Origin of the sequence: Pseudomonas sp. DWP3-1-3b3 (genome assembly GCF_049896305.1) — a bacterium.
In the GTDB taxonomy this organism is placed as follows: Bacteria; Pseudomonadota; Gammaproteobacteria; order Pseudomonadales; family Pseudomonadaceae; genus Aquipseudomonas; species Aquipseudomonas azotoformans_A.
On sequence record NZ_JAFCUA010000001.1, the window covers coordinates 567,219 to 586,424 of the forward strand.

Below are 19,206 nucleotides of genomic sequence, written 5' to 3' on the forward strand. Positions count from 1 at the left end.
GCAGTCCTCTCTTATTAGATGCGTTCAATCGCCAGGGCCAAGCCTTGGCCGACGCCCACGCACATGGTCGCCAGGCCTTTGCTGCCGCCGGTTTTTTCGAGTTGATGAAGGGCCGTCAGCACCAGCCGCGCGCCGCTCATGCCCAGCGGGTGGCCGAGGGCGATGGCGCCACCGTTCGGGTTGACCTGCGGCGCGTCGTCGGCGATGCCCAGTTCACGCAGCACGGCCAGGCCTTGGCTGGCGAAGGCTTCGTTGAGTTCGATCACATCAAAGTCAGTGACCGCCAAGCCAAGACGCTCGACCAGTTTGCGCACGGCTGGAACCGGGCCGATGCCCATCACGCGCGGTGCGACACCGGCGCTGGCCATGCCCAAGACTCGGGCGCGGGCGGTCAGGCCATGTTTCTCGACCGCTTCGGCGGAGGCCAGGATCAGCGCCGCCGCACCGTCGTTGACGCCCGAGGCGTTGCCAGCGGTGACGGTTTTGTCCGGGCCGTTGACCGGCTTGAGCTTGGCCAGGGCTTCCAGGGTGGTATCGCGTGGATGTTCGTCGTGCTCCACCACGGTTTCGCCTTTTTTATGCGCAACCCGCACCGGCACGATCTCTTCAGCGAAATACCCAGCGGCTTGGGCAGCAGCGGTACGTTGCTGGCTGCGCAGGGCAAAAGCGTCCTGGTCGGCGCGAGACACCTGGTAATCGTCGGCCACGTTGTCGGCCGTCTGCGGCATCGCATCCACGCCGTACTGGGCCTTCATCAGCGGGTTGATAAAGCGCCAGCCGATGGTGGTGTCTTCCAGCTTCATGTTGCGCGAGAACGCCGCGTCGGCCTTGCCCATCACGAACGGCGCACGGGACATCGACTCGACGCCACCGGCAATCGCCAGCTCCATTTCGCCGCTGGCAATCGCGCGGAAGGCGGTGCCGATCGCATCCATGCCCGAGGCGCACAAGCGGTTAAGGGTCACGCCCGGAATGCTGTCCGGCAGGCCCGCCAGCAGCAACGCCATGCGCGCTACGTTGCGGTTGTCTTCACCGGCCTGGTTGGCGCAGCCGAGGAACACTTCATCGACGGCCGTCCAATCCACCGAAGGGTTGCGCTCGATCAGCGCCTTGATCGGCAGCGCGGCCAGGTCATCGGCACGCACGGTGGACAAGCCACCGCCGAAACGGCCAATGGGGGTACGGATGGCATCACAGATAAATACATCGCGCATCAGGCTTCTCCAGGCGCTTGGCCATGGGCGGCCGCAGTGCGTGCTTCAAGGTCACGCAGGGCGGTCAGCTCTACGTCAGTCGGTTCGGCGGTGGTGTCGACCTGGTCGGCAAAACGAATCGCCCAACCGGTCGCGGCCACCACCTGTTCACGGGTCACCCCAGGGTGCAGCGCGGTGACCACGAATTCATGGGTGCCCTCCTCCGGCTCCATGATGCACAGGTCGGTAATGATCCCTACAGGACCGGCGCCCGGCAGGCCCAGGCGTTTACGCGAGTCGCCGCCTTCGCCATGACCGACCGAGGTGATGAAGTCGAGTTTGTCGACAAACGAACGTGCCGATTGCTTGAGGATGATCAACACGCTCTTGGCCGAACCGGCGATCTCGGGCGCGCCACCGGCTCCCGGCAGTCGCACTTTAGGCTGGTGGTAGTCACCGACCACCGTGGTGTTGATGTTGCCGAAACGGTCGACCTGAGCCGCGCCGAGAAAGCCCACGTCGATGCGCCCGCCCTGCAGCCAGTAGCGAAAAATCTCACCGGTCGGTACGACGGTGTCGGCAGTCTCCGCCAGCTCGCCATCACCGATGGACAGGGGCAATACCGACGGTTTGGCGCCAATCGGACCGGACTCGTAGATCAGCACCACATCTGGCGACGAGGTCAGGCGCGCCAGGTTGGCCGCCTTGGACGGCAAGCCGATGCCGACGAAGCACACGGAGCCGTTCTTGAGGCGGCGCGCGGCGGCGACGGTCATCATTTCATTGGTCGAGTAAGCCATTACTTGGCCTCCTGCACGGTGGCCAGCTTGGCCTGGAATTCGCTGAAGTCGGCAGTGCCGAGGATGTATTCATTGATCCAGGCGGTGAAGGTCCCACGGTCGCGGGCGATCGGGTCCCACGCCTGGTAGAAGCGGTTATCACGCTCGTTGTAGCCATGGGCGTAGGACGGATGCGCGCCACCCGGCACATGACAGACCGCCGTCAGCGCCCAGGTCGGCAGTACGCAGCTGTTCATCGGCGCATTCAGGTCATCGACGATTTCTTCGACGGTGACGATGCAACGCTTGGCCGCCAGGGCCGCCTCTTTCTGCACTCCGAGGATTCCCCACAACAGCACGTTGCCCTTGCGGTCAGCCTTTTGCGCATGAATCACGGTGACGTCCGGACGCACCGACGGCACCGCTGCCAGCACTTCGCCAGTGAAGGGGCAGGTCACCGTCTTGATCAGCGGGTTGACCTTGGGCAGGTCAGAACCGGCGTAGGCACGCAGCACCGCGAAGGGCAAGCCGGAGGCGCCGGCGACGTAGGCATTGGCCAGGTCGGCGTGGCTGTGTTCTTCAATTTCCAGCGGTTGCGGCCATTGCTTCTCGACCGCGTCGCGCAGGCGATGCAAGGAGCCCACGCCGGGGTTGCCGCCCCAGGAGAAAATCAGCTTGCGGGCGCAACCAGCTCCGATCAACTGGTCGTAGATCAGGTCAGGCGTCATACGCACCAGCGTCAGGTCTTTTTTGCCCTGACGAATGATTTCATGACCTGCTGCCGTTGGGATCAGGTGGGTGAAGCCTTCCAGCGCGACGGTGTCGCCGTCGTTCACAAATTGCTTCACCGCGTCACGCAGCGCGAGGATTTCAGCCATGGGGTTCGGGCTCCCGGTATGGATCGAAAAAGGCGCTGAGGTGGCGCCGAAGTGCTTGAAGATTAAGCCGGGGAAATGGGCCAAACAATCCGATAATCGACTCAGTGTTCGATTATCGAACGGATTGTTGGCAAGCTATCGATCAGCCTCAGGTCGCATCTGCATGGCTGACCATGCCCTTGATCACCACCGCAGCGGTGGCCAATGCAGCCGGGATCACCAGGGCGGTGAGCACTTGCTCGAAGTTCCAGCCCAGACCCAGCAAGGTCGCGCCCATCCAGGCGCCGAGGATCGCGCCGAAACGACCGATGCCAAGCATCCACGACACGCCGGTCGCGCGGCCTTGAGTCGGGTAGAAACGTGCGGCCAGAGACGGCATTGCCGACTGCGCACCGTTGACGCACATCCCGGCAACCAGCACCAGGGTTGCCAGCAAGGTGATATTGCCCAGGCTCTGCCCTACCGCGTAGGCAAACACCCCGGCCAGCAGGTAGAAAATGCCGATGACCTTGTGCGGATTAAACCGGTCCATCGCCCAACCCACGCCCACCGCACTCAACACGCCACCGAACTGGAACAACGCACCGATAAACGCGGCCTGTTCCAGGCTGGCGCCGCTGTCGCGCATCAGGGTCGGTAACCAACTGGTGAGCAGGTAGACGATCACCAGGCCCATGAAGTAGGTGAGCCAGAGCAGCAACGTACCGGCGCTATAGGTGCCGGAGAAGATCACCGCAAACACGTTGCGCGCCTTGACGGTTTTTTGCTCGGGCACGCTGAAGCTGCTGGCTTGGGCGACGATGCTGGGTTCGATGGGCGAGAGGGTTTTGCGCACCTTGTCGGTGCCCCGGTTGCGCACCACCAGGTAGCGCGCCGACTCCGGCAGCCACAGCATCAGCACCACCACCAGAATCAATGGCAGGATGCCGCCGATCAGCAGCAAGGCATGCCAGCCGAACGCCGGGATCAGCTTGGCCGAGATAAACCCGCCACCGGCCATGCCCAGGTTGAAGCCACAGAACATGCTGGTCACCAGCAATGACTTGTGGCGTTCCGGGGTGTATTCGGACAGCAGCGTCGTGGCATTCGGCATGCCGGCGCCCAGGCCCAGCCCGGTGAGAAAACGCAGCACCAGCAACTGATCGACGTTGCTGCTGTAAGCGGAGGCCAGACTGAATGCGCCGAACACCAGCACCGCGCCCACCAGCACCACTTTACGGCCAAAGCGGTCGGCCAACGGGCCGGAACCGAGGGCACCAAACACCATGCCGATCAACGCAGCGCTCATCACCGGGCCGAGGCTGGCGCGATCAATGCCCCAGTCCTGGGACAGTGCCGGTGCGATAAAGCCCATGGCGGCAGTGTCGAGGCCGTCGAGGAAAACGATCAGGAAACACAGGATCACCACGCGCCACTGATAACGTGACAGGGGCTGGGCGTTGATGAAGGACTGGACGTCCAACGTGGAACCGACAGAAGGCTGATTCATTGTTTTTATTTCCACACCGATGGCGGGCTGACGACCTGGGGTCGTCGTTATTATTGGGGCGCTTCAACAGCGCTGCCGCACAGTAATAAGTCGGGGGAAACACCGTCAATTGAGCAAACCGGGATCTGTGCGGTGACCGAACAGCTTAAGCAAACAGTTGCGCGCTCAACTCACGGCTGGCGCTGAGCATGCTCGGCAGGAAGCGCTGCTCCAGCTCACTGCGGCTGACACGTCCGGCGTGGGTACTGACGTTCAGCGCGGCCAGCACCTGACCCGAGGCGTCATACACCGGCACCGCGATGGAACGCAGGCCCTGCTCCAGCTCCTGGTCGACGATGCACCAGCCCTGCTGACGCACTTGTTGCAGGCATTCGAACAGCGCTGCGGGGGTGGTCAAGGTGCGGCTGGTCTTGGTTTGCAGATCGGCGTGGTCGAGGTAATCCTGCAGCGAGGCGTCGTCCAGCGCAGCAAGCAGGATGCGCCCCATGGAGGTGCAATAGGCCGGCAAGCGCCCGCCCACCGACAGGTCCACGGAGATAAGGCGCTGGGTGGTGGCCGAACGGGCGATGTAGAGAATGTCGTCGCCTTCGAGGGTCGCCATGTTGCAGGCTTCGTGGAGCTGCTCGCTCATGCGGTCCAGGTAAGGCTGGGCCGACACGGCCAGCGGTGTGGACGACAAATAGGCATGGCCCAGGGTCAGCACTTTGGGCAACAGCGAATAGGTGCGCCCGTCAGTGGTGGCGTAGCCGAGCTTGATCAAGGTGTGCAGGCAACGGCGCACGGCGGCGCGGGGGATTTCCGTGCGGTGGCTGATCTGGGCGATGGTGAGGTGGCGCTTGCGTTCCTGGAACGCCTGCACCACGGCCAGGCCGCGAGCCAGGGAAGTCATAAAGTCCGGATCGCCGGTGAACGCCTGGATACGCTTGGCTGGGGAGGCAACGATCGGCGGCGCCACTGACGCGAAAGAGTTGCGCAATTGATCGTTCATGTCGGGATCCTTTCTCTTATTGTCGAACGCAGAGGGGTTCGGCTGTTATTACAAGCCGTGTCAGCCGGGATGCACAAGGCAGCGCCGACAACATTGTGCGATTATCGGACGATCATTCGATTATCGCAATTTGCGAGCGATCTGGGCCGAGTCGACCCGAAGCGCTGAGTAAAATTAAGTCACGCTTAATAATGTCTGAAGTTGGGTTGAGTTTATGGCGCCAGAATTTGTGCAATTACCGCCACGTCTGTGTAACAAAACGCTCACACAACGTTGACGGTTTTTAACTTTATGCTGATAGAGTTATTCAAATGCACGGCTATAATGCACTCTATGCGCAGGTCCGCCCGGCTCGATCAGCGGGACTGGAACTCGCCAGATGATGCACCTACCGTGCATTGTCGATCGCAACTATCTGCCTCGAATGCACCACTAACAAGTGGCCGCCCGTGCCTATTCCAACTTGAACGTTCTGCGCTTCAACTTGGAACACGTCGAGGGCGCATTCCGGCATAACGCTGCAACGTATTTACACTCAACTCAATTAGGTAACGATGTGACGAAAGATGAACTGCGCGCGGAACTTGAGCGCCAGGAGCAACGTTACAAGGACGTTTACGGCGGAGAAGTCACCACTTACGCCGCCCAGCCTGAACCTGAACGCAAACCATGGCGCAAGCGAGCCAGCCTGCTCGACCAGGCATTTGCCCAGGAAATCCAAAAGATTGAACAAGAGCTGAAAACCGAAGAGCCATAAGCGATCCGGTCTGAGCCCCAAGGTTTTTGCCTCGGTTGCTGGCATATAGCTAGCAGCCGACAACCTTGAATCCCACCATCCCCGGTAAAATTTCATACAAATGTTTCAGGCGTGACGTTTTTGTGACAAAACCCCGCCATGGGGGCCCTCTGCTTTATAAATCAAAGACTTGCCAAAGCCCCGAAAACCCTGGGATGCGTGCCTTTCCGAGTGTTTTTTTCGGTGAAGATTGTTACCGATGAGCAGCTAGTGCATCGATTACTGAGGTTTTCTGGCATAATCGCGCCCCCTTACGACCGGGTCAGAAAACCTTCATGATCGATTTATTCAGCGGACTGGATGCTTGGGTTCTCGTGAGCCTGTTGCTCGCCCTGGCCTTTGTCCTCGCCTTCGAGTTCATCAATGGCTTTCATGACACCGCTAACGCGGTGGCCACAGTCATCTATACCAAAGCCATGCCGCCGCACCTGGCCGTGTTCTTCTCCGGGGTATTCAACTTCCTCGGCGTGTTGCTCGGTGGTGTCGGTGTCGCCTACGCCATCGTGCACTTGCTGCCGGTGGAGTTGCTGATCAATGTGAACACCGGCCATGGCTTGGCAATGGTCTTCTCTCTATTGGCAGCGGCGATCACCTGGAACCTGGGCACTTGGTACTTCGGTATCCCGGCTTCCAGTTCCCACACCTTGATCGGCTCGATCCTCGGTGTCGGCCTGGCCAATGCCCTGATCAACGACATCCCCCTGGCTGACGGTGTGAACTGGCAGAAGGCGATCGATATCGGCGCCTCCCTGGTGTTCTCGCCCATGGCCGGCTTCCTCGTCGCAGCCCTGGTGCTGATTGGCCTGAAGTGGTGGCGGCCGCTGTCGAAGATGCACAAGACCCCGGACCAGCGCCGCAAGCTCGACGACAAGAAACACCCGCCGTTCTGGAACCGCCTGGTGCTGGTGATTTCCGCCATGGCCGTGAGTTTCGTGCACGGTTCCAACGACGGCCAGAAAGGCATCGGCCTGATCATGCTGGTGCTGATCGGTATCGTGCCCGCGCAGTTCGTGCTCGACCTGGGCAGCACCACTTACCAGATCGAACGTACCCGCGATGCGACCGTGCATCTGAGCCAGTTCTACCAGCGTAACAACGCCACGCTCGGTGAGTTCCTGGCCCTGGGCAAAAGCGTGAAGAACGATCTGCCGGGCAAGTTCCAGTGCAACCCGCAACAGACTGAGCCGACCATCAACGCGCTGGTCGACACCTTGAAAGGCGTGTCCGACTATCACTCGCTGACATCTGACCAGCGTATTGAAGTGCGTCGCTATTTGCTCTGCCTGGATGACACCGCGAAAAAAGTCGGCAAACTGCCAGGCCTGGATGCGCGTGAGAAGTCCGACCTCGACAAGCTGCGCAAAGACCTCACCGCCACCACCGAGTACGCCCCGTTCTGGGTCATCCTCGCCGTTGCACTGGCCTTGGGCCTGGGCACCATGGTGGGCTGGAAGCGTGTGGTACTGACCATCGGCGAGAAGATCGGCAAGCAGGGCATGACCTATGCCCAAGGCATGTCGGCGCAGATCACCACCGCGACCATGATTGGCTTTGCCAACATCTTCGCCCTGCCGGTGTCCACCACCCACGTGCTGTCTTCCGGCGTGGCCGGCACCATGGTCGCGAACAAAAGCGGCCTGCAAGGCGGCACCGTGAAGACCATCCTGATGGCCTGGGTGCTGACCCTGCCGGCGACGGTAGGTTTGTCGGCAGGGTTGTTCTGGTTGGCGTCGAAGGCGCTGGGTAGTTGATAACCCCGCCGCAATAAAAAAGGTGCGATCCGCGAGGGTCGTACCTTTTTTTATGTTCGTTTTTCTGTAGACGCCGACTCAAATAACAGGCAAAAAAAAGGGCGACCGAAGTCGCCCAAAATGCCTTGCGTGCTCATGTAACCTGGAAAAACTAAGGTTTTTTACGCTTGTTCGCGTCTTTCCAGATAAAAATTCCAAACCCTACAAAAAACAGCACCATGAGGCTTACAGTCAGCACTCCGGCAAACACCACATTATCGATAAACATGACCGGCCTCCTGTGCTTGCCCTGTTGCGATAGGGCTAAGTTAATGGAGAAGGCGGATTGGAAAATTGACGGGGATCAATGTCGCCCGCGACGGGGCGTAAAGAAGGGCAATAACTGACCTGCATCAAGGGATGCAGGCTGTTTCAACGCTTTTTCGGTTTGTTCTTCGGCTTTTTCTTCACTTTGCCGAGTGGCATCGCTTGTTCAAATGCCTGGCGCACTTCATTCAGGCGCTTGTCATTGAGGTCATGCACGCGCTTGGCACGTTCGGCATTCAGGTCGATCAGCTTGTCGTCTTCACTCATGGCTTGGCTTACGTCGTGGAGGGAATGGCCCAATAATGCGGGCTCAAGCGGCCAACGGCAAATCAGCGGGCGACAAAAGGCAAGGCTTCGCACAAAATCGAGGCCTTACCCGAACCCGGAGACGCCCTCAGGTGGCACTGCACAAGGACCTTCCACCGTTACTGGCCTTGCGCGCTTTCGAAGCCGTGGCGCGGCATTTGAGTTTCATCAAAGCCGCCAGCGAGTTATCGGTGACCCAGAGCGCCCTCAGTCATCAGGTGCAGAAACTTGAGCAACATCTGGGCAAACCGCTGTTTATCCGACGCACCCGCGCGATCGATCTGACCGCCGACGGCCAACAGTACTACGACGAAATCCGCCCTGCCCTCGATGCTATCGCCGCCGCCACGCGTGCCCAGCGGGTTGCCCCGAGCGCCACCGTGTTGCGCATCGGTTTACTGGCATCGTTCGCCACGCTGTGGCTGGCGCCGCGTTTGGCGGGCTTTCTCAACCGCTACCCGCATATCCAGGTGGAGTTGTTACCGGCGATTCAACTGGCGGATGTCGCGGGCGCCGAGGTAGACCTGGCCATCCGTTACGGCAAGGGTGACTGGCCCGATGTCCAGGCCACGCGGCTCATGCCCGAGATCATCTCCCCGGTGTGCAGCCCGTCGTTCAAGGCACGCCAGGACAGCCCACTGCTGATGGCCACTTCGCACCGCCCCTTTGAATGGACCGACTGGTCCGCGCACTACCAGGTCGACCTCACCCACCATCCCCGCGTAATGCTGCACGACTACAACATCGTGGTCGAAGCCGCCGTGGCCGGCCAAGGTATCGCCATGGGCCGCCATCGCCTGATCGAGCGTCGGCTGCAGGACGGCAGCCTGGTGGAAGCGTTCGACTGGCCGCCCTATCACAGCGATATCGGCTACTGGCTCATCGCACCCGAAGGCCCGACCAGTGAAGCGGCGGCATGTTTCAGCCAATGGCTGAAGGAAGCCTGCGCCGACGCGTGAGTTATTTCGATACGTCGCGTGAGATCTATCCGTTTGTCGCCCCGCGATGCAGCCAACATGCTGAAGCCTCCCGAACCCAGAGGATTCATCATGAGCGACTCCATCCGCCAACGCGTGCAAGCCCTTGGCCTCACACTGCCCACCCCAAGCCAGCCAATTGCCAACTACATCAACCATGTCATCAGCCAAAACCAGTTATTCGTTTCCGGACAAATCCCCCTGGTAGACGGCAAGCCCGCCTACATCGGTCGCTTGGGGGAATCCCTCAGTGATGAAGAAGGCGCACAGGCGGCGCAATTGGCGGCCTTGGGCCTGCTGGGGCAGTTGAGCAATGCACTGGGCGATGACCTCTCGCGCCTGGTGCGCACCGTGCGCCTGGGTGTATTCATCGCCAGCAGCGGTGATTTCAAACAGCAAAGCGTGGTCGCCAATGGTGCGTCCAACCTGCTGGTGAACGCCCTTGGTGAAAAAGGCCGGCACGTGCGCACCGCCGTGGGTGTGTCCAGCCTGCCGGCCGGTGTGGCCGTGGAGGTGGATGCGATTTTCGAGTTGCGCCCGTGAGCCCGCTTGAAGTCCAGCGCCTGCGGGACGCCACACCGGGCTGCCAATCCGGCATCGTGCACTTCAACCCAGCTGGCGCCTCCCTGCCGAGCCAGGCGACCCTCGATGCAATCATCGAACAACTGCAACGCGAGGCCCGCGACGGTCCGATGGAAGCCGGCGAACATGGCGCCGTACTGGTGGAAAAAGCCCGCCGCGCCGCCGCGCTACTGCTCAATGCCCCCGTCGCTTCGATTGCCTTTGCCAGCAGCGGTTCGACCGCCTGGAGCCTGGCGTTCCAAGCCTTGGGGCCCTGGCAACCGGGCGACCGTATTCTGGTTGGCCGCCACGAATGGGGCGGCAACCTGGCCAGCATGGAACTGGCAGTGCAGGCCGGCGCCCGAGTGGAAGTCATCCCTTGCGATGAAACCGGCGCGGTCTGCCCGCAGGCGTTGGAATCGATGGTCGATGCACACGTCAAGCTGATCGACCTCACCTGGCTCCCAGCCAATGGCGGCCTGATCAACCCCGCCCAGGCCATTGGTGAAGTGGCGCGGCGCCATGCCATCCCCTACTTCATCGACGCCGGCCAAGCCGTCGGCCAGGTGCCGGTGGATGTACAGGCGTTGCAGTGCGACGTGCTCAAGTCGGCCGGCCGCAAACACCTGCGCGGCCCACGGGGCACCGCGCTGCTGTATGTGCGACCGGGCTTTCTTGAACGGTTGAATCCGACCCAGCGCGATGTATTTTCAGCACCCTGGACCGCCCAGGGTTTTGACCTGCGCCATGACGCTCGGCGCTTCGAAACCAGCGAAACCTCTTTCGCCTTGCTGGCAGGCCTGGGCAATGCGTTGCAAGAGATGAATCATCTGGGCATCGAGCGCGCCTGGGAAACAGTGTCACAAACCGCCGAGCGAATCCGCGAGGCGTTGCGTGGGATATCAGGCATTACCCTGCATGACCTGGGCACGCAGCAGTCAGGCTTGATCGCCTTCAACCTGGCGGGCTGGGATGCATTCGAACTGAAGCGGCGGCTGGGCCTGAAGCGCATCAATATCGGCGCCAATGGCGTGGCCTACACACCGCTGGATATGCAGGCGCGGGGCCTGGAGAGCGTGGCGCGGATCTCGGTCAGCCCGCTGAATACCGAGCAGGATATCGAGGTGTTGTTAGCCGCCCTGCGCGAGTTACGCGACTAAACCTCGACGTCCACCCACAAGCCCTGGCGCGGGGCATCTTCGATCAGTGGCACCACCGGCACGGTGTTATCGGCGTTGAGTATGTCGCCCGGAATGGCCAGGTGCTGCTCCGGGTCTTCATCGGCTTCACGCCGGCGTTTCTGTTGTTCCTGCTGACGGCGTTGTTCTTCGCGCAGCAAAAAAGCCGAGGTCTCGGCGTCGCCCTTTTTCAGGTCGATGGTGCTCTCGTTGGAGCCCGGTTGAACTGGCACCACGGGCGGGATATCCGGCTTCTGTCGCACCGGATCGAGTTGTGACGTCACCGGCACAACGCTGACGGGCAGCATGGGTGGCAGCATAGTGATTATTCTCCTGATCAACAGGCTGTCGGCGGGTGGCAGGGCGACTTGAGCGCAGGCTCGCCAAGCTGTGACCCAGTCGACACTCCCAAGTGCCCGCCACCCGTCGATTCGGCTTCCGGCCCCCCACGCAAACGGAGTAGTTTTTGTCAGAGTCCTTGGGCGTGGGGGCTTGTTCCGTTAAGATAGTCGGCTTTTTCACGGCGGGAGTCAGGCAGCATGGCGCAGCAGTATCAACCGGGGCAACGCTGGATTAGTGACAGCGAAGCAGAGCTGGGGTTAGGCACCGTTCTGGCACAGGACGGCCGCTTGTTGACCGTGCTCTATCCGGCCACTGGCGACACTCGCCAGTATGCGCTACGGAATGCGCCCCTCACGCGTGTGAGGTTTTCGCCGGGTGACAGCATCACCCACTTCGAAGGCTGGAAAATGACCGTACAGGAAGTCGACGACGTCGACGGCCTGTTGGTGTACCACGGCCTCAATGGGCAGAACGAGCAGGTCACCCTGCCGGAAACCCAACTGTCCAATTTCATCCAGTTCCGCCTGGCCAGCGACCGTCTGTTCGCCGGGCAGATCGACCCGCTGGCCTGGTTCTCGCTGCGCTACCACACCCTGGAACACACCAGCCGCCAATTGCAGTCCTCGCTGTGGGGGCTGGGTGGTGTGCGTGCACAACCTATTGCTCACCAGTTGCACATTGCCCGTGAAGTCGCTGACCGTATCGCGCCACGGGTATTGCTGGCCGACGAAGTGGGCCTGGGCAAGACCATCGAAGCCGGCCTGGTGATCCATCGCCAGCTGCTGTCGGGCCGCGCCAACCGCGTGTTGATCCTGGTCCCGGAAAACCTGCAGCACCAATGGCTGGTGGAAATGCGCCGCCGCTTCAACCTGCAGGTTGCGCTGTTCGACGAAGAACGCTTTATCGAAAGCGATGCCACCAACCCGTTCGAAGACACCCAACTCGCCCTGGTCGCGCTGGAATGGCTGGTGGACGACGAGAAGGCCCAGGACGCACTGTTCGCCGCCGGCTGGGACCTGTTGGTCGTCGACGAAGCCCACCACTTGGTGTGGCACGAAGAAAAGGCCAGCCCGGAATACGCACTGGTCGAGCAACTGGCCGAAGTGATTCCGGGCGTGCTGCTGCTGACCGCCACCCCGGAGCAATTGGGCCAGGACAGCCACTTCGCACGCCTGCGCCTGCTCGACCCGAACCGTTTCCACGATCTCGCGGCCTTCCGCGCCGAAAGCGAGAACTATCGCCCAGTCGCCGAAGCCGTGCAGGAGCTGCTCGACAAGGGGCGTCTCTCCCCTGCCGCACACAAGACCATCCAGGGTTTCCTCGGTGACGAAGGCGAAGCCCTGCTGACCGCCGTCAACGATGGCGACACCGAAGCCAGCGCACGCCTGGTGCGCGAGCTGCTCGACCGTCACGGCACTGGCCGCGTGCTGTTTCGCAACACCCGCGCCGCAGTGCAAGGTTTCCCCGAGCGCAAACTGCACGCTTACCCGCTGCCGAACCCGGACGAATACCTGGAGTTGCCGCTGGGCGAACACGCCGAGCTGTACCCGGAAGTCAGCTTCCAGTCGCAACCGGACATCGAAGAAGAAAACCGCTGGTGGCGCTTCGACCCCCGCGTCGAGTGGCTGATCGACCAGCTCAAAATGCTCAAGCGCACCAAGGTCCTGGTGATCTGCGCCCACGCCGAAACCGCGATGGACCTGGAGGATGCCCTGCGCGTGCGCTCCGGTATTCCGGCCACGGTGTTCCACGAAGGCATGAACATCCTCGAACGTGACCGCGCCGCCGCCTACTTCGCTGATGAGGAGTTTGGCGCCCAGGTGCTGATCTGCTCGGAAATCGGCAGTGAAGGCCGCAACTTCCAGTTCTCCCATCACCTGGTGCTGTTCGACCTGCCGTCCCACCCCGATTTGCTGGAACAGCGCATCGGCCGTCTGGACCGGATCGGCCAGAAACACGTGATCGAACTGCACGTGCCGTACCTGGAAACCAGCCCGCAAGAGCGCTTGTTCCAGTGGTACCACGAAGCGCTCAACGCCTTCCTCAACACCTGCCCGACCGGCAACGCCTTGCAGCATCAGTTCGGCCCACGCCTGCTGCCGCTGCTGGAAAACGCCGACGACGGCGAGTGGCAAGCCCTGATCGACGAGGCCCGTGCCGAGCGCGAGCGTCTTGAAGAAGAGCTGCACACTGGTCGCGACCGCCTGCTGGAACTCAACTCCGGCGGCGCGGGTGAAGGTGATGCGCTGGTCGAGGACATTCTGGAGCAAGACGACCAGTTCGCCCTGCCGATCTACATGGAAACCCTGTTCGACGCATTCGGCATCGACAGCGAAGACCATTCGGAAAACGCGCTGATCCTCAAGCCCAGCGAAAAAATGCTCGACGCCAGCTTCCCCCTGGGCGACGACGAAGGTGTGACCATCACCTACGACCGTAACCAGGCGCTGTCCCGCGAAGACATGCAGTTCATCACCTGGGAACACCCGATGGTGCAGGGCGGCATGGACCTGGTGCTGTCCGGTTCCATGGGCAACACCGCCGTGGCGCTGATCAAGAACAAGGCGCTGAAGCCTGGCACCGTGTTGCTGGAACTGCTCTACGTCAGCGAAGTGGTCGCCCCGCGCTCGCTGCAACTGGGCCGCTACCTGCCGCCGGCTGCCCTGCGCTGCCTGCTGGATGCCAATGGCAACGACCTGTCGAGCCGTGTGTCCTTCGTGACCCTCAACGACCAGCTGGAAAGCGTGCCACGGGCCAGCGCCAACAAGTTCATCCAGGCCCAGCGCGACCAGCTGACGCCACGGATCAATGCCGGCGAAGAAAAGATCACCCCGCAACATGCCGAGCGCGTGGCCGAGGCCAAACGTCGCCTGGCAGCAGACACCGACGAAGAACTGGCACGCCTGACCGCGTTGCAAGCGGTCAACCCGACCGTGCGTGACAGTGAGTTGGTGGCCTTGCGTGCCCAACGTGAGCAAGGCTTGGCGATGCTGGATAAGGCGGCGCTGCGACTGGAAGCGATTCGGGTCCTGGTCGCAGGCTAATAAAAAGAAGGCCCGCGCAATGCGGGCCTTCTTTATTAGTCTTTCGGGCCTCTTCGCGAGCAAGCCCGCTCCCACAGTTGACCGAGTTCCAACGTTGGAATGCAGTCGAATGTGGGAGCGGGCTTGCTCGCGAAGGAGTCACCTCGGTCTCAAGCTGTCACCGCCGAACCCGGCACCTCCACCGCACTCAACCCCTCCTTCATCTTCTTGGCATCGCGCACAAAACTGCGCGACGCCTGGAACAGAAACAGCATGGTCAAGAACAGCGCCACCGGGATCAGGTACATGGCGTCATGCAACCCCACCGCTTTATACGCTTCAGTCATCTGCTCCGCGCCGGCCGCGTACATTGCCGAATGGGCGAAATGATCGGAGAGCCCACCCACCACGATCGGCCCCATCCCACCGCCCAGCAAGTACAACCCGGCAAAAAACAGCGCCATCGCCGTGGCGCGCAGGCGCGGTTCGACCACGTCCTGGATCGCCGTGTACACGCAGGTGTAGAAGTTATAGGCGAACAACCAACCCACGCTGAACAGCGCCACAAACACACCAATCTCGATACGCCCGGCGTGCAACGCCCAGGCCGTGGTCACGGTGGAGATGATCAGGCTGAACGCAGCAAACAACAGCCGGCCATTGGCGATGCGTTGATGGATCTTGTCGGCCACCCAGCCACCGAGGGTCAGGCCCACCAGGCCAGTCAGGCCTACGATCACCCCAGTGGCAACCGCCGCTTCCTGCAACGGCATCAGGAAATAACGCTGCAGCATCGGCACCAGGAACGAGTTGCAGGCATAGGTCGCAAAGTTGAAGCACAGCCCGGCCAGCACCAGCCACAGAAAGGTCGGCACCGCCAGTACGCGGCGGATCGGGCGGTCGACGCGCTCCTGGGAAACCTGCACGGTTTCGGCGGCGCCGCGCTTGGGCTCCTTGATATAGAACATGAACACCGCCAGGATCATCCCCGGCACCGCCGCGATAAAGAACGGTGCGCGCCAGCTGTCGAACGCCTTGACCATCCAACCGATGGTGAAGAACGCCAGCAACAGCCCCAACGGCAGGCCCAACATGAAAATGCCCATGGCCCGAGCGCGACGGTGCGCCGGGAACAGGTCGCCAATCAGCGAGTTGGCCGCCGGCGCATAGCTGGCTTCGCCAATGCCGATGCCCATGCGCACCAGCAGAAACGTCCAGAAACTGCCGACCATGCCATTGACCGCCGTCAGCCCGCTCCAGGCGAACAGGCCCCAACCCATCAGTTTGCTGCGCGAGCCGGTATCGGCCAGGCGCCCGAGGGGTAGGCCGGCAATGGCGTAGACGATGGTGAAGGCGGTGCCGATGATGCCGAGCTGGAAGTCGCTCAAGTGCCATTCCATGCGGATTGGCTCGATGATGATCGCCGGAATCGTGCGATCGAAGAAGTTGAACAGGTTGGCGAGGAACAGCAGGAACAGAATGCGCCAGGCATTCGCCGCTTGGGTCGAGTTCTGCATGGGTCCGTCTCTTTTATTGTTATGAGAGCTGCGATGCCCGATGCATCCTGCCCGGTACCTGCAACATAGTCAGCCAGCCCCCGGTTGTCTGTAATGATTCGTAAAGCTGATAGGGCATGATTTCGCCCGGCAGCACGGGACTTCGCCTACAAAAATATAAGTGCCTGCCCCCCTTCCCAACGGCCATGGCCCGGATAGAATGGCGAGCCTTCCGTAACACCCCACCCCTGTTTTTCTTATCGATGACGCCCATGTCCGAAGCCAGTCCGTGTCTGAATTGCGGTGCCTGCTGTTCACACTTTCGCGTGTCTTTCTTCTGGGGCGAGTGCGCCTCATCGGGGGGCACAGTGCCCGACGATCTGGTGGTGCAGATCAACCCCACCCGCGTAGCGATGATCGGCACCGACCAGAAACCGGCGCGCTGCTGCAGCCTTGAAGGAGAAGTAGGCCAAGGCACCCGCTGCACGATCTACGATCAGCGCTCCAGCGTGTGCCGCGAGTTCGAGTCCTCCTGGTATGAGGGCGTACACAACGCCGATTGCGATGCAGCCCGCGCGGCATTTGGCCTGGCGCCGCTGGAAGCACCGTTCGAACTGGACCTGCCCATCAGCGCTTAGCATCAAACGCTATGGGTGGCATGCCAAAATCGTAGAGAAGCAAAGTGCCATTACACCTTGCGAATTTTCCTACGCGTCTACACTGGTCCTCATAGGTCATCGCCGTAGGCAGTGACGTGACGCTATGACGGGACATGCTATGGAATGGCTGGGTCTGCATTTTTTTACCGAGCTTCCAGAGAGCGGGCACTTATTACTCAACTGCAGTCATAACCCCTTTTTGGTGCTTCTGGCCTATCTGGTCGCCTGCGCGGCAGGTTTCGGCACGCTGGACATGGCCGAACGCGTCGGCCATGTCGAAGACCCCACCGCGCGTCGCCACTGGCGCTGGCTCGGTGCCGGGTGCCTGGCGGGCGGGATCTGGTCCACCCATTTCATCAGCATGCTGGCCTTCCAGGCCCCGATTGCCATTCATTACGAACTGCTCATGACGTTCGCGTCCTTGCTGATCGCGTTGATCGCGTCGCTGATCGCCATGCAAACCCTGAGTCACTCCCACCTGCGCTTCCACCAGTATTTGCTGGCGTCGGTGTGGATGGGCATCGGCATCGCCTTGATGCATTACGTCGGCATGTCGGCCATGCGTTCCCAGGCACAGGTGTATTTCGAAACAAAACTGTTCATGGCCTCGATCGGAATTGCCATCGGCGCCAGCCTGGCGGCCTTGCTGCTGTCGAGTTACCTGCGCAACGGTGCCGGGGTGTTCCACCAGTTGCTTAAATATGCCGCCAGTCTGGTGCTCGGCGCGGGCATCCTGAGCATGCACTTCACCGGCATGGCCGCTATGCGCCTGATGGTGCCGACGGGGGCGGACTTGTCGCTGCCGCTGGACAACAATCCGATTCAACTGGGCTTGTCGGTCGCCGTCATCACCCTGCTGGTGATCGGCAGCAGCATCAGCGCGGCCCTGGCCGACAAGAAACTGCAACATAAGGAACGCGATCTACGTCGGGTCAATGCCCTGCTCAGCGAACTGGACCAGGCCCGCGCCTCGCTGCAACAGGTGGCCCACTACGACGCCTTGACCAGCCTGCTCAACCGAAGAGGCTTCAACCAGATCTTCGCGGAAAAGCTCGCCGAAAAAACCGCCTCCCACGGCATGATGGCGGTGATCTTTCTTGATATCGATCACTTCAAACGCATCAACGACAGCCTCGGGCATGACGCCGGCGATCAGTTGCTCACCGTGCTGGCCGGGCACATCAAGGGCTCGGTACGCAGCCACGCCGATGTGGTGGCGCGGTTTGGCGGCGATGAGTTCTGCATCCTGATCAGCATCCACCACCGCGACGAAGCCCGGCACCTGGCCCAACGCATCATGCAGCAGATGAAAGAACCCATCGAACTGGCCGGCCGGCGCATGGTGATGACCACCAGCATCGGTATCAGCCTGTTTCCCGATGACGGCCTGACGTGCGAAGAGCTGTTGAAAACCGCCGACCTGGCGCTGTATCAGTCCAAGGATGCCGGACGCAACAGCCTGAACTTCTTCAGCTCCAACCTGAAAACCCGCGCGTTCCTTGAACTGCAACTGGAAGAGGAACTGCGCGGCGCCCTGCGCACCCGCAACCAACTGGTGCTGTTCTATCAACCGATCTTCGACATGAAACTGGGTAAGGTCACGCGACTGGAAGCCTTGGTGCGCTGGCAACATCCACAGCACGGTCTACTGGCCCCAGACCGCTTTATCGGCATCGCCGAAAGCAACGGCCTGATTGCCGAACTGGACCACTGGGTACTGCGCCAAGCCTGTCATGACCTGAGCCTGCTGTCGGAACGGGGTTATACCGACCTGACCATGGCGGTGAACTGCTCGGCCCTGAACCTGGCCCGCGATGAACTGGCGGATGAAATCGAAGACGCGTTGCGCTTCAGCGGGATCGGCGCCAACCGCCTGGAACTGGAAGTCACCGAAAACGCCCTGATGGGTAACATCAGCAGTACTTTGGCGTTGCTGCGGCAAATCCGCGCGCTGGGTGTGTCACTGGCCATCGATGACTTTGGCACCGGCTACTCATCCCTCGCTTACCTCAAGCGCTTGCCCCTCAACACCCTGAAGATCGACCGCTCGTTTATCCAGGATATTCCCAAATCCACCGCCGATATCGAGATCGTCCAGGCGGTGATCGGCATGGCCCACACCCTGCACCTGCAGGTGGTGACCGAAGGCGTGGAAACCCAGGCCCAGTTCGAGCTGCTGCACCAGCATGGCTGTGATTTCGTCCAGGGTTACCTGCTGAGTCCGGCGGTGCCAGCCAGTGACATCATCGGTGTAATGCAAGGCATCAACATGCGCAATCCGCTCCTCTCACCAAGCGGGGTGAGCACCACGGACAGCCGTACGCCGAAAGAGCCCTCGCCAAGCCGTGGAGGCTCCACGTCCATCGTCAGGCCAATTCGCTGACGCCGAATCTTTGGCATTTCGCCATCATTTGCCTAAAGAACGCCGACGAACGGCCGATTCATCAGAGTCCGGCCAGGTTTTCCCCGAAAACACTAGGGTTC

17 protein-coding genes are annotated in these 19,206 nt (G+C 61.2%); 8 read left to right on the top strand and 9 right to left on the bottom strand.

Annotation, left to right across the window (positions count from 1 at the left end; all coding sequences use genetic code 11):
• Positions 1 to 14: 14 nt before the first annotated feature.
• The 5 genes from pcaF to pcaR all read right to left on the bottom strand — a co-directional run bounded on the left by pcaF (position 15) and on the right by pcaR (position 5,327).
• The gene (gene pcaF / locus ACP7BX_RS02875; protein WP_426129878.1) at positions 15 to 1,217 is read right to left on the bottom strand and encodes a 3-oxoadipyl-CoA thiolase; all 1,203 of its coding nucleotides are present in this window, start codon (positions 1,215 to 1,217) and stop codon (positions 15 to 17) included.
• On the bottom strand, positions 1,214 to 1,993 hold the full coding sequence (locus ACP7BX_RS02880) for a CoA-transferase subunit beta (protein WP_028619270.1): 780 nt from the start codon (positions 1,991 to 1,993) through the stop codon (positions 1,214 to 1,216). Before ACP7BX_RS02880 ends, pcaF begins: the two co-directional genes overlap by 4 nt.
• Positions 1,993 to 2,850, bottom strand: a complete 858-nt coding sequence (locus tag ACP7BX_RS02885; RefSeq protein ID WP_426129723.1) for a CoA transferase subunit A — start codon at positions 2,848 to 2,850, stop codon at positions 1,993 to 1,995. The genes ACP7BX_RS02880 and ACP7BX_RS02885 overlap by 1 nt, the downstream gene beginning before the upstream one ends.
• 148 nt (positions 2,851 to 2,998) lie before the next feature.
• Positions 2,999 to 4,339 (bottom strand): MFS transporter, encoded by a 1,341-nt coding sequence (locus ACP7BX_RS02890; protein ID WP_061435600.1) that lies wholly within the window; start codon positions 4,337 to 4,339, stop codon positions 2,999 to 3,001.
• A gap of 145 nt (positions 4,340 to 4,484) precedes the next feature.
• On the bottom strand, positions 4,485 to 5,327 hold the full coding sequence (gene pcaR, locus ACP7BX_RS02895; protein ID WP_028619267.1) for a pca regulon transcriptional regulator PcaR: 843 nt from the start codon (positions 5,325 to 5,327) through the stop codon (positions 4,485 to 4,487).
• Between the two features lie 556 nt (positions 5,328 to 5,883).
• On the opposite strand from pcaR, the gene ACP7BX_RS02900 reads away from it, so the two are divergent.
• Together ACP7BX_RS02900 and ACP7BX_RS02905 are read left to right on the top strand one after the other, a co-directional pair.
• Entirely contained in the window at positions 5,884 to 6,084 is a 201-nt protein-coding gene (locus tag ACP7BX_RS02900) for a hypothetical protein (protein WP_003189295.1), read from the top strand.
• Between the two features lie 314 nt (positions 6,085 to 6,398).
• Positions 6,399 to 7,874 (top strand): inorganic phosphate transporter, encoded by a 1,476-nt coding sequence (locus ACP7BX_RS02905; RefSeq protein ID WP_028619266.1) that lies wholly within the window; start codon positions 6,399 to 6,401, stop codon positions 7,872 to 7,874.
• A gap of 151 nt (positions 7,875 to 8,025) precedes the next feature.
• Here the strand turns inward: ACP7BX_RS02905 and ccoM are convergent, their stop codons facing one another.
• Positions 8,026 to 8,142, bottom strand: coding sequence for a cytochrome c oxidase subunit CcoM (gene ccoM / locus ACP7BX_RS02910; RefSeq protein ID WP_003172387.1), 117 nt, complete (start codon positions 8,140 to 8,142; stop codon positions 8,026 to 8,028).
• 143 nt (positions 8,143 to 8,285) lie between these two features.
• Positions 8,286 to 8,447: a hypothetical protein gene (locus ACP7BX_RS02915; RefSeq protein ID WP_017137225.1), complete on the bottom strand. Its 162-nt coding sequence runs from the start codon at positions 8,445 to 8,447 to the stop codon at positions 8,286 to 8,288.
• Between the two features lie 131 nt (positions 8,448 to 8,578).
• On the opposite strand from ACP7BX_RS02915, the gene ACP7BX_RS02920 reads away from it, so the two are divergent.
• The 3 genes from ACP7BX_RS02920 (at position 8,579) to ACP7BX_RS02930 (ending at position 11,184) form a co-directional block, all read left to right on the top strand.
• Entirely contained in the window at positions 8,579 to 9,445 is an 867-nt protein-coding gene (locus ACP7BX_RS02920; protein WP_426129726.1) for a LysR substrate-binding domain-containing protein, read from the top strand.
• Between the two features lie 90 nt (positions 9,446 to 9,535).
• On the top strand, positions 9,536 to 10,006 hold the full coding sequence (locus ACP7BX_RS02925) for a RidA family protein (protein WP_178952917.1): 471 nt from the start codon (positions 9,536 to 9,538) through the stop codon (positions 10,004 to 10,006).
• Positions 10,003 to 11,184: an aminotransferase class V-fold PLP-dependent enzyme gene (locus tag ACP7BX_RS02930; RefSeq protein WP_426129728.1), complete on the top strand. Its 1,182-nt coding sequence runs from the start codon at positions 10,003 to 10,005 to the stop codon at positions 11,182 to 11,184. The genes ACP7BX_RS02925 and ACP7BX_RS02930 overlap by 4 nt, the downstream gene beginning before the upstream one ends.
• Here ACP7BX_RS02930 and ACP7BX_RS02935 read toward each other — a convergent pair.
• On the bottom strand, positions 11,181 to 11,522 hold the full coding sequence (locus ACP7BX_RS02935; RefSeq protein WP_033902733.1) for a hypothetical protein: 342 nt from the start codon (positions 11,520 to 11,522) through the stop codon (positions 11,181 to 11,183). The two genes, ACP7BX_RS02930 and ACP7BX_RS02935, sit on opposite strands and share 4 nt — an antisense overlap.
• Before the next feature lie 219 nt (positions 11,523 to 11,741).
• Here ACP7BX_RS02935 and rapA point away from each other — a divergent pair, with 219 nt between their 5' ends.
• Positions 11,742 to 14,588, top strand: coding sequence for an RNA polymerase-associated protein RapA (gene rapA, locus ACP7BX_RS02940; protein ID WP_033902734.1), 2,847 nt, complete (start codon positions 11,742 to 11,744; stop codon positions 14,586 to 14,588).
• Positions 14,589 to 14,737: 149 nt separating this feature from the next.
• On the opposite strand, the gene ACP7BX_RS02945 is transcribed toward rapA, so the two are convergent.
• Positions 14,738 to 16,084, bottom strand: coding sequence for a spinster family MFS transporter (locus tag ACP7BX_RS02945; RefSeq protein ID WP_426129731.1), 1,347 nt, complete (start codon positions 16,082 to 16,084; stop codon positions 14,738 to 14,740).
• Positions 16,085 to 16,335: 251 nt separating this feature from the next.
• Here ACP7BX_RS02945 and ACP7BX_RS02950 point away from each other — a divergent pair, with 251 nt between their 5' ends.
• Entirely contained in the window at positions 16,336 to 16,701 is a 366-nt protein-coding gene (locus tag ACP7BX_RS02950) for a YkgJ family cysteine cluster protein (protein WP_038849758.1), read from the top strand.
• 139 nt (positions 16,702 to 16,840) lie between these two features.
• A complete protein-coding gene (locus tag ACP7BX_RS02955) occupies positions 16,841 to 19,105 on the top strand; it encodes a putative bifunctional diguanylate cyclase/phosphodiesterase (RefSeq protein WP_426129733.1) in 2,265 nt (754 codons plus the stop codon).
• The last annotated feature ends 101 nt before the right edge of the window (positions 19,106 to 19,206 follow it).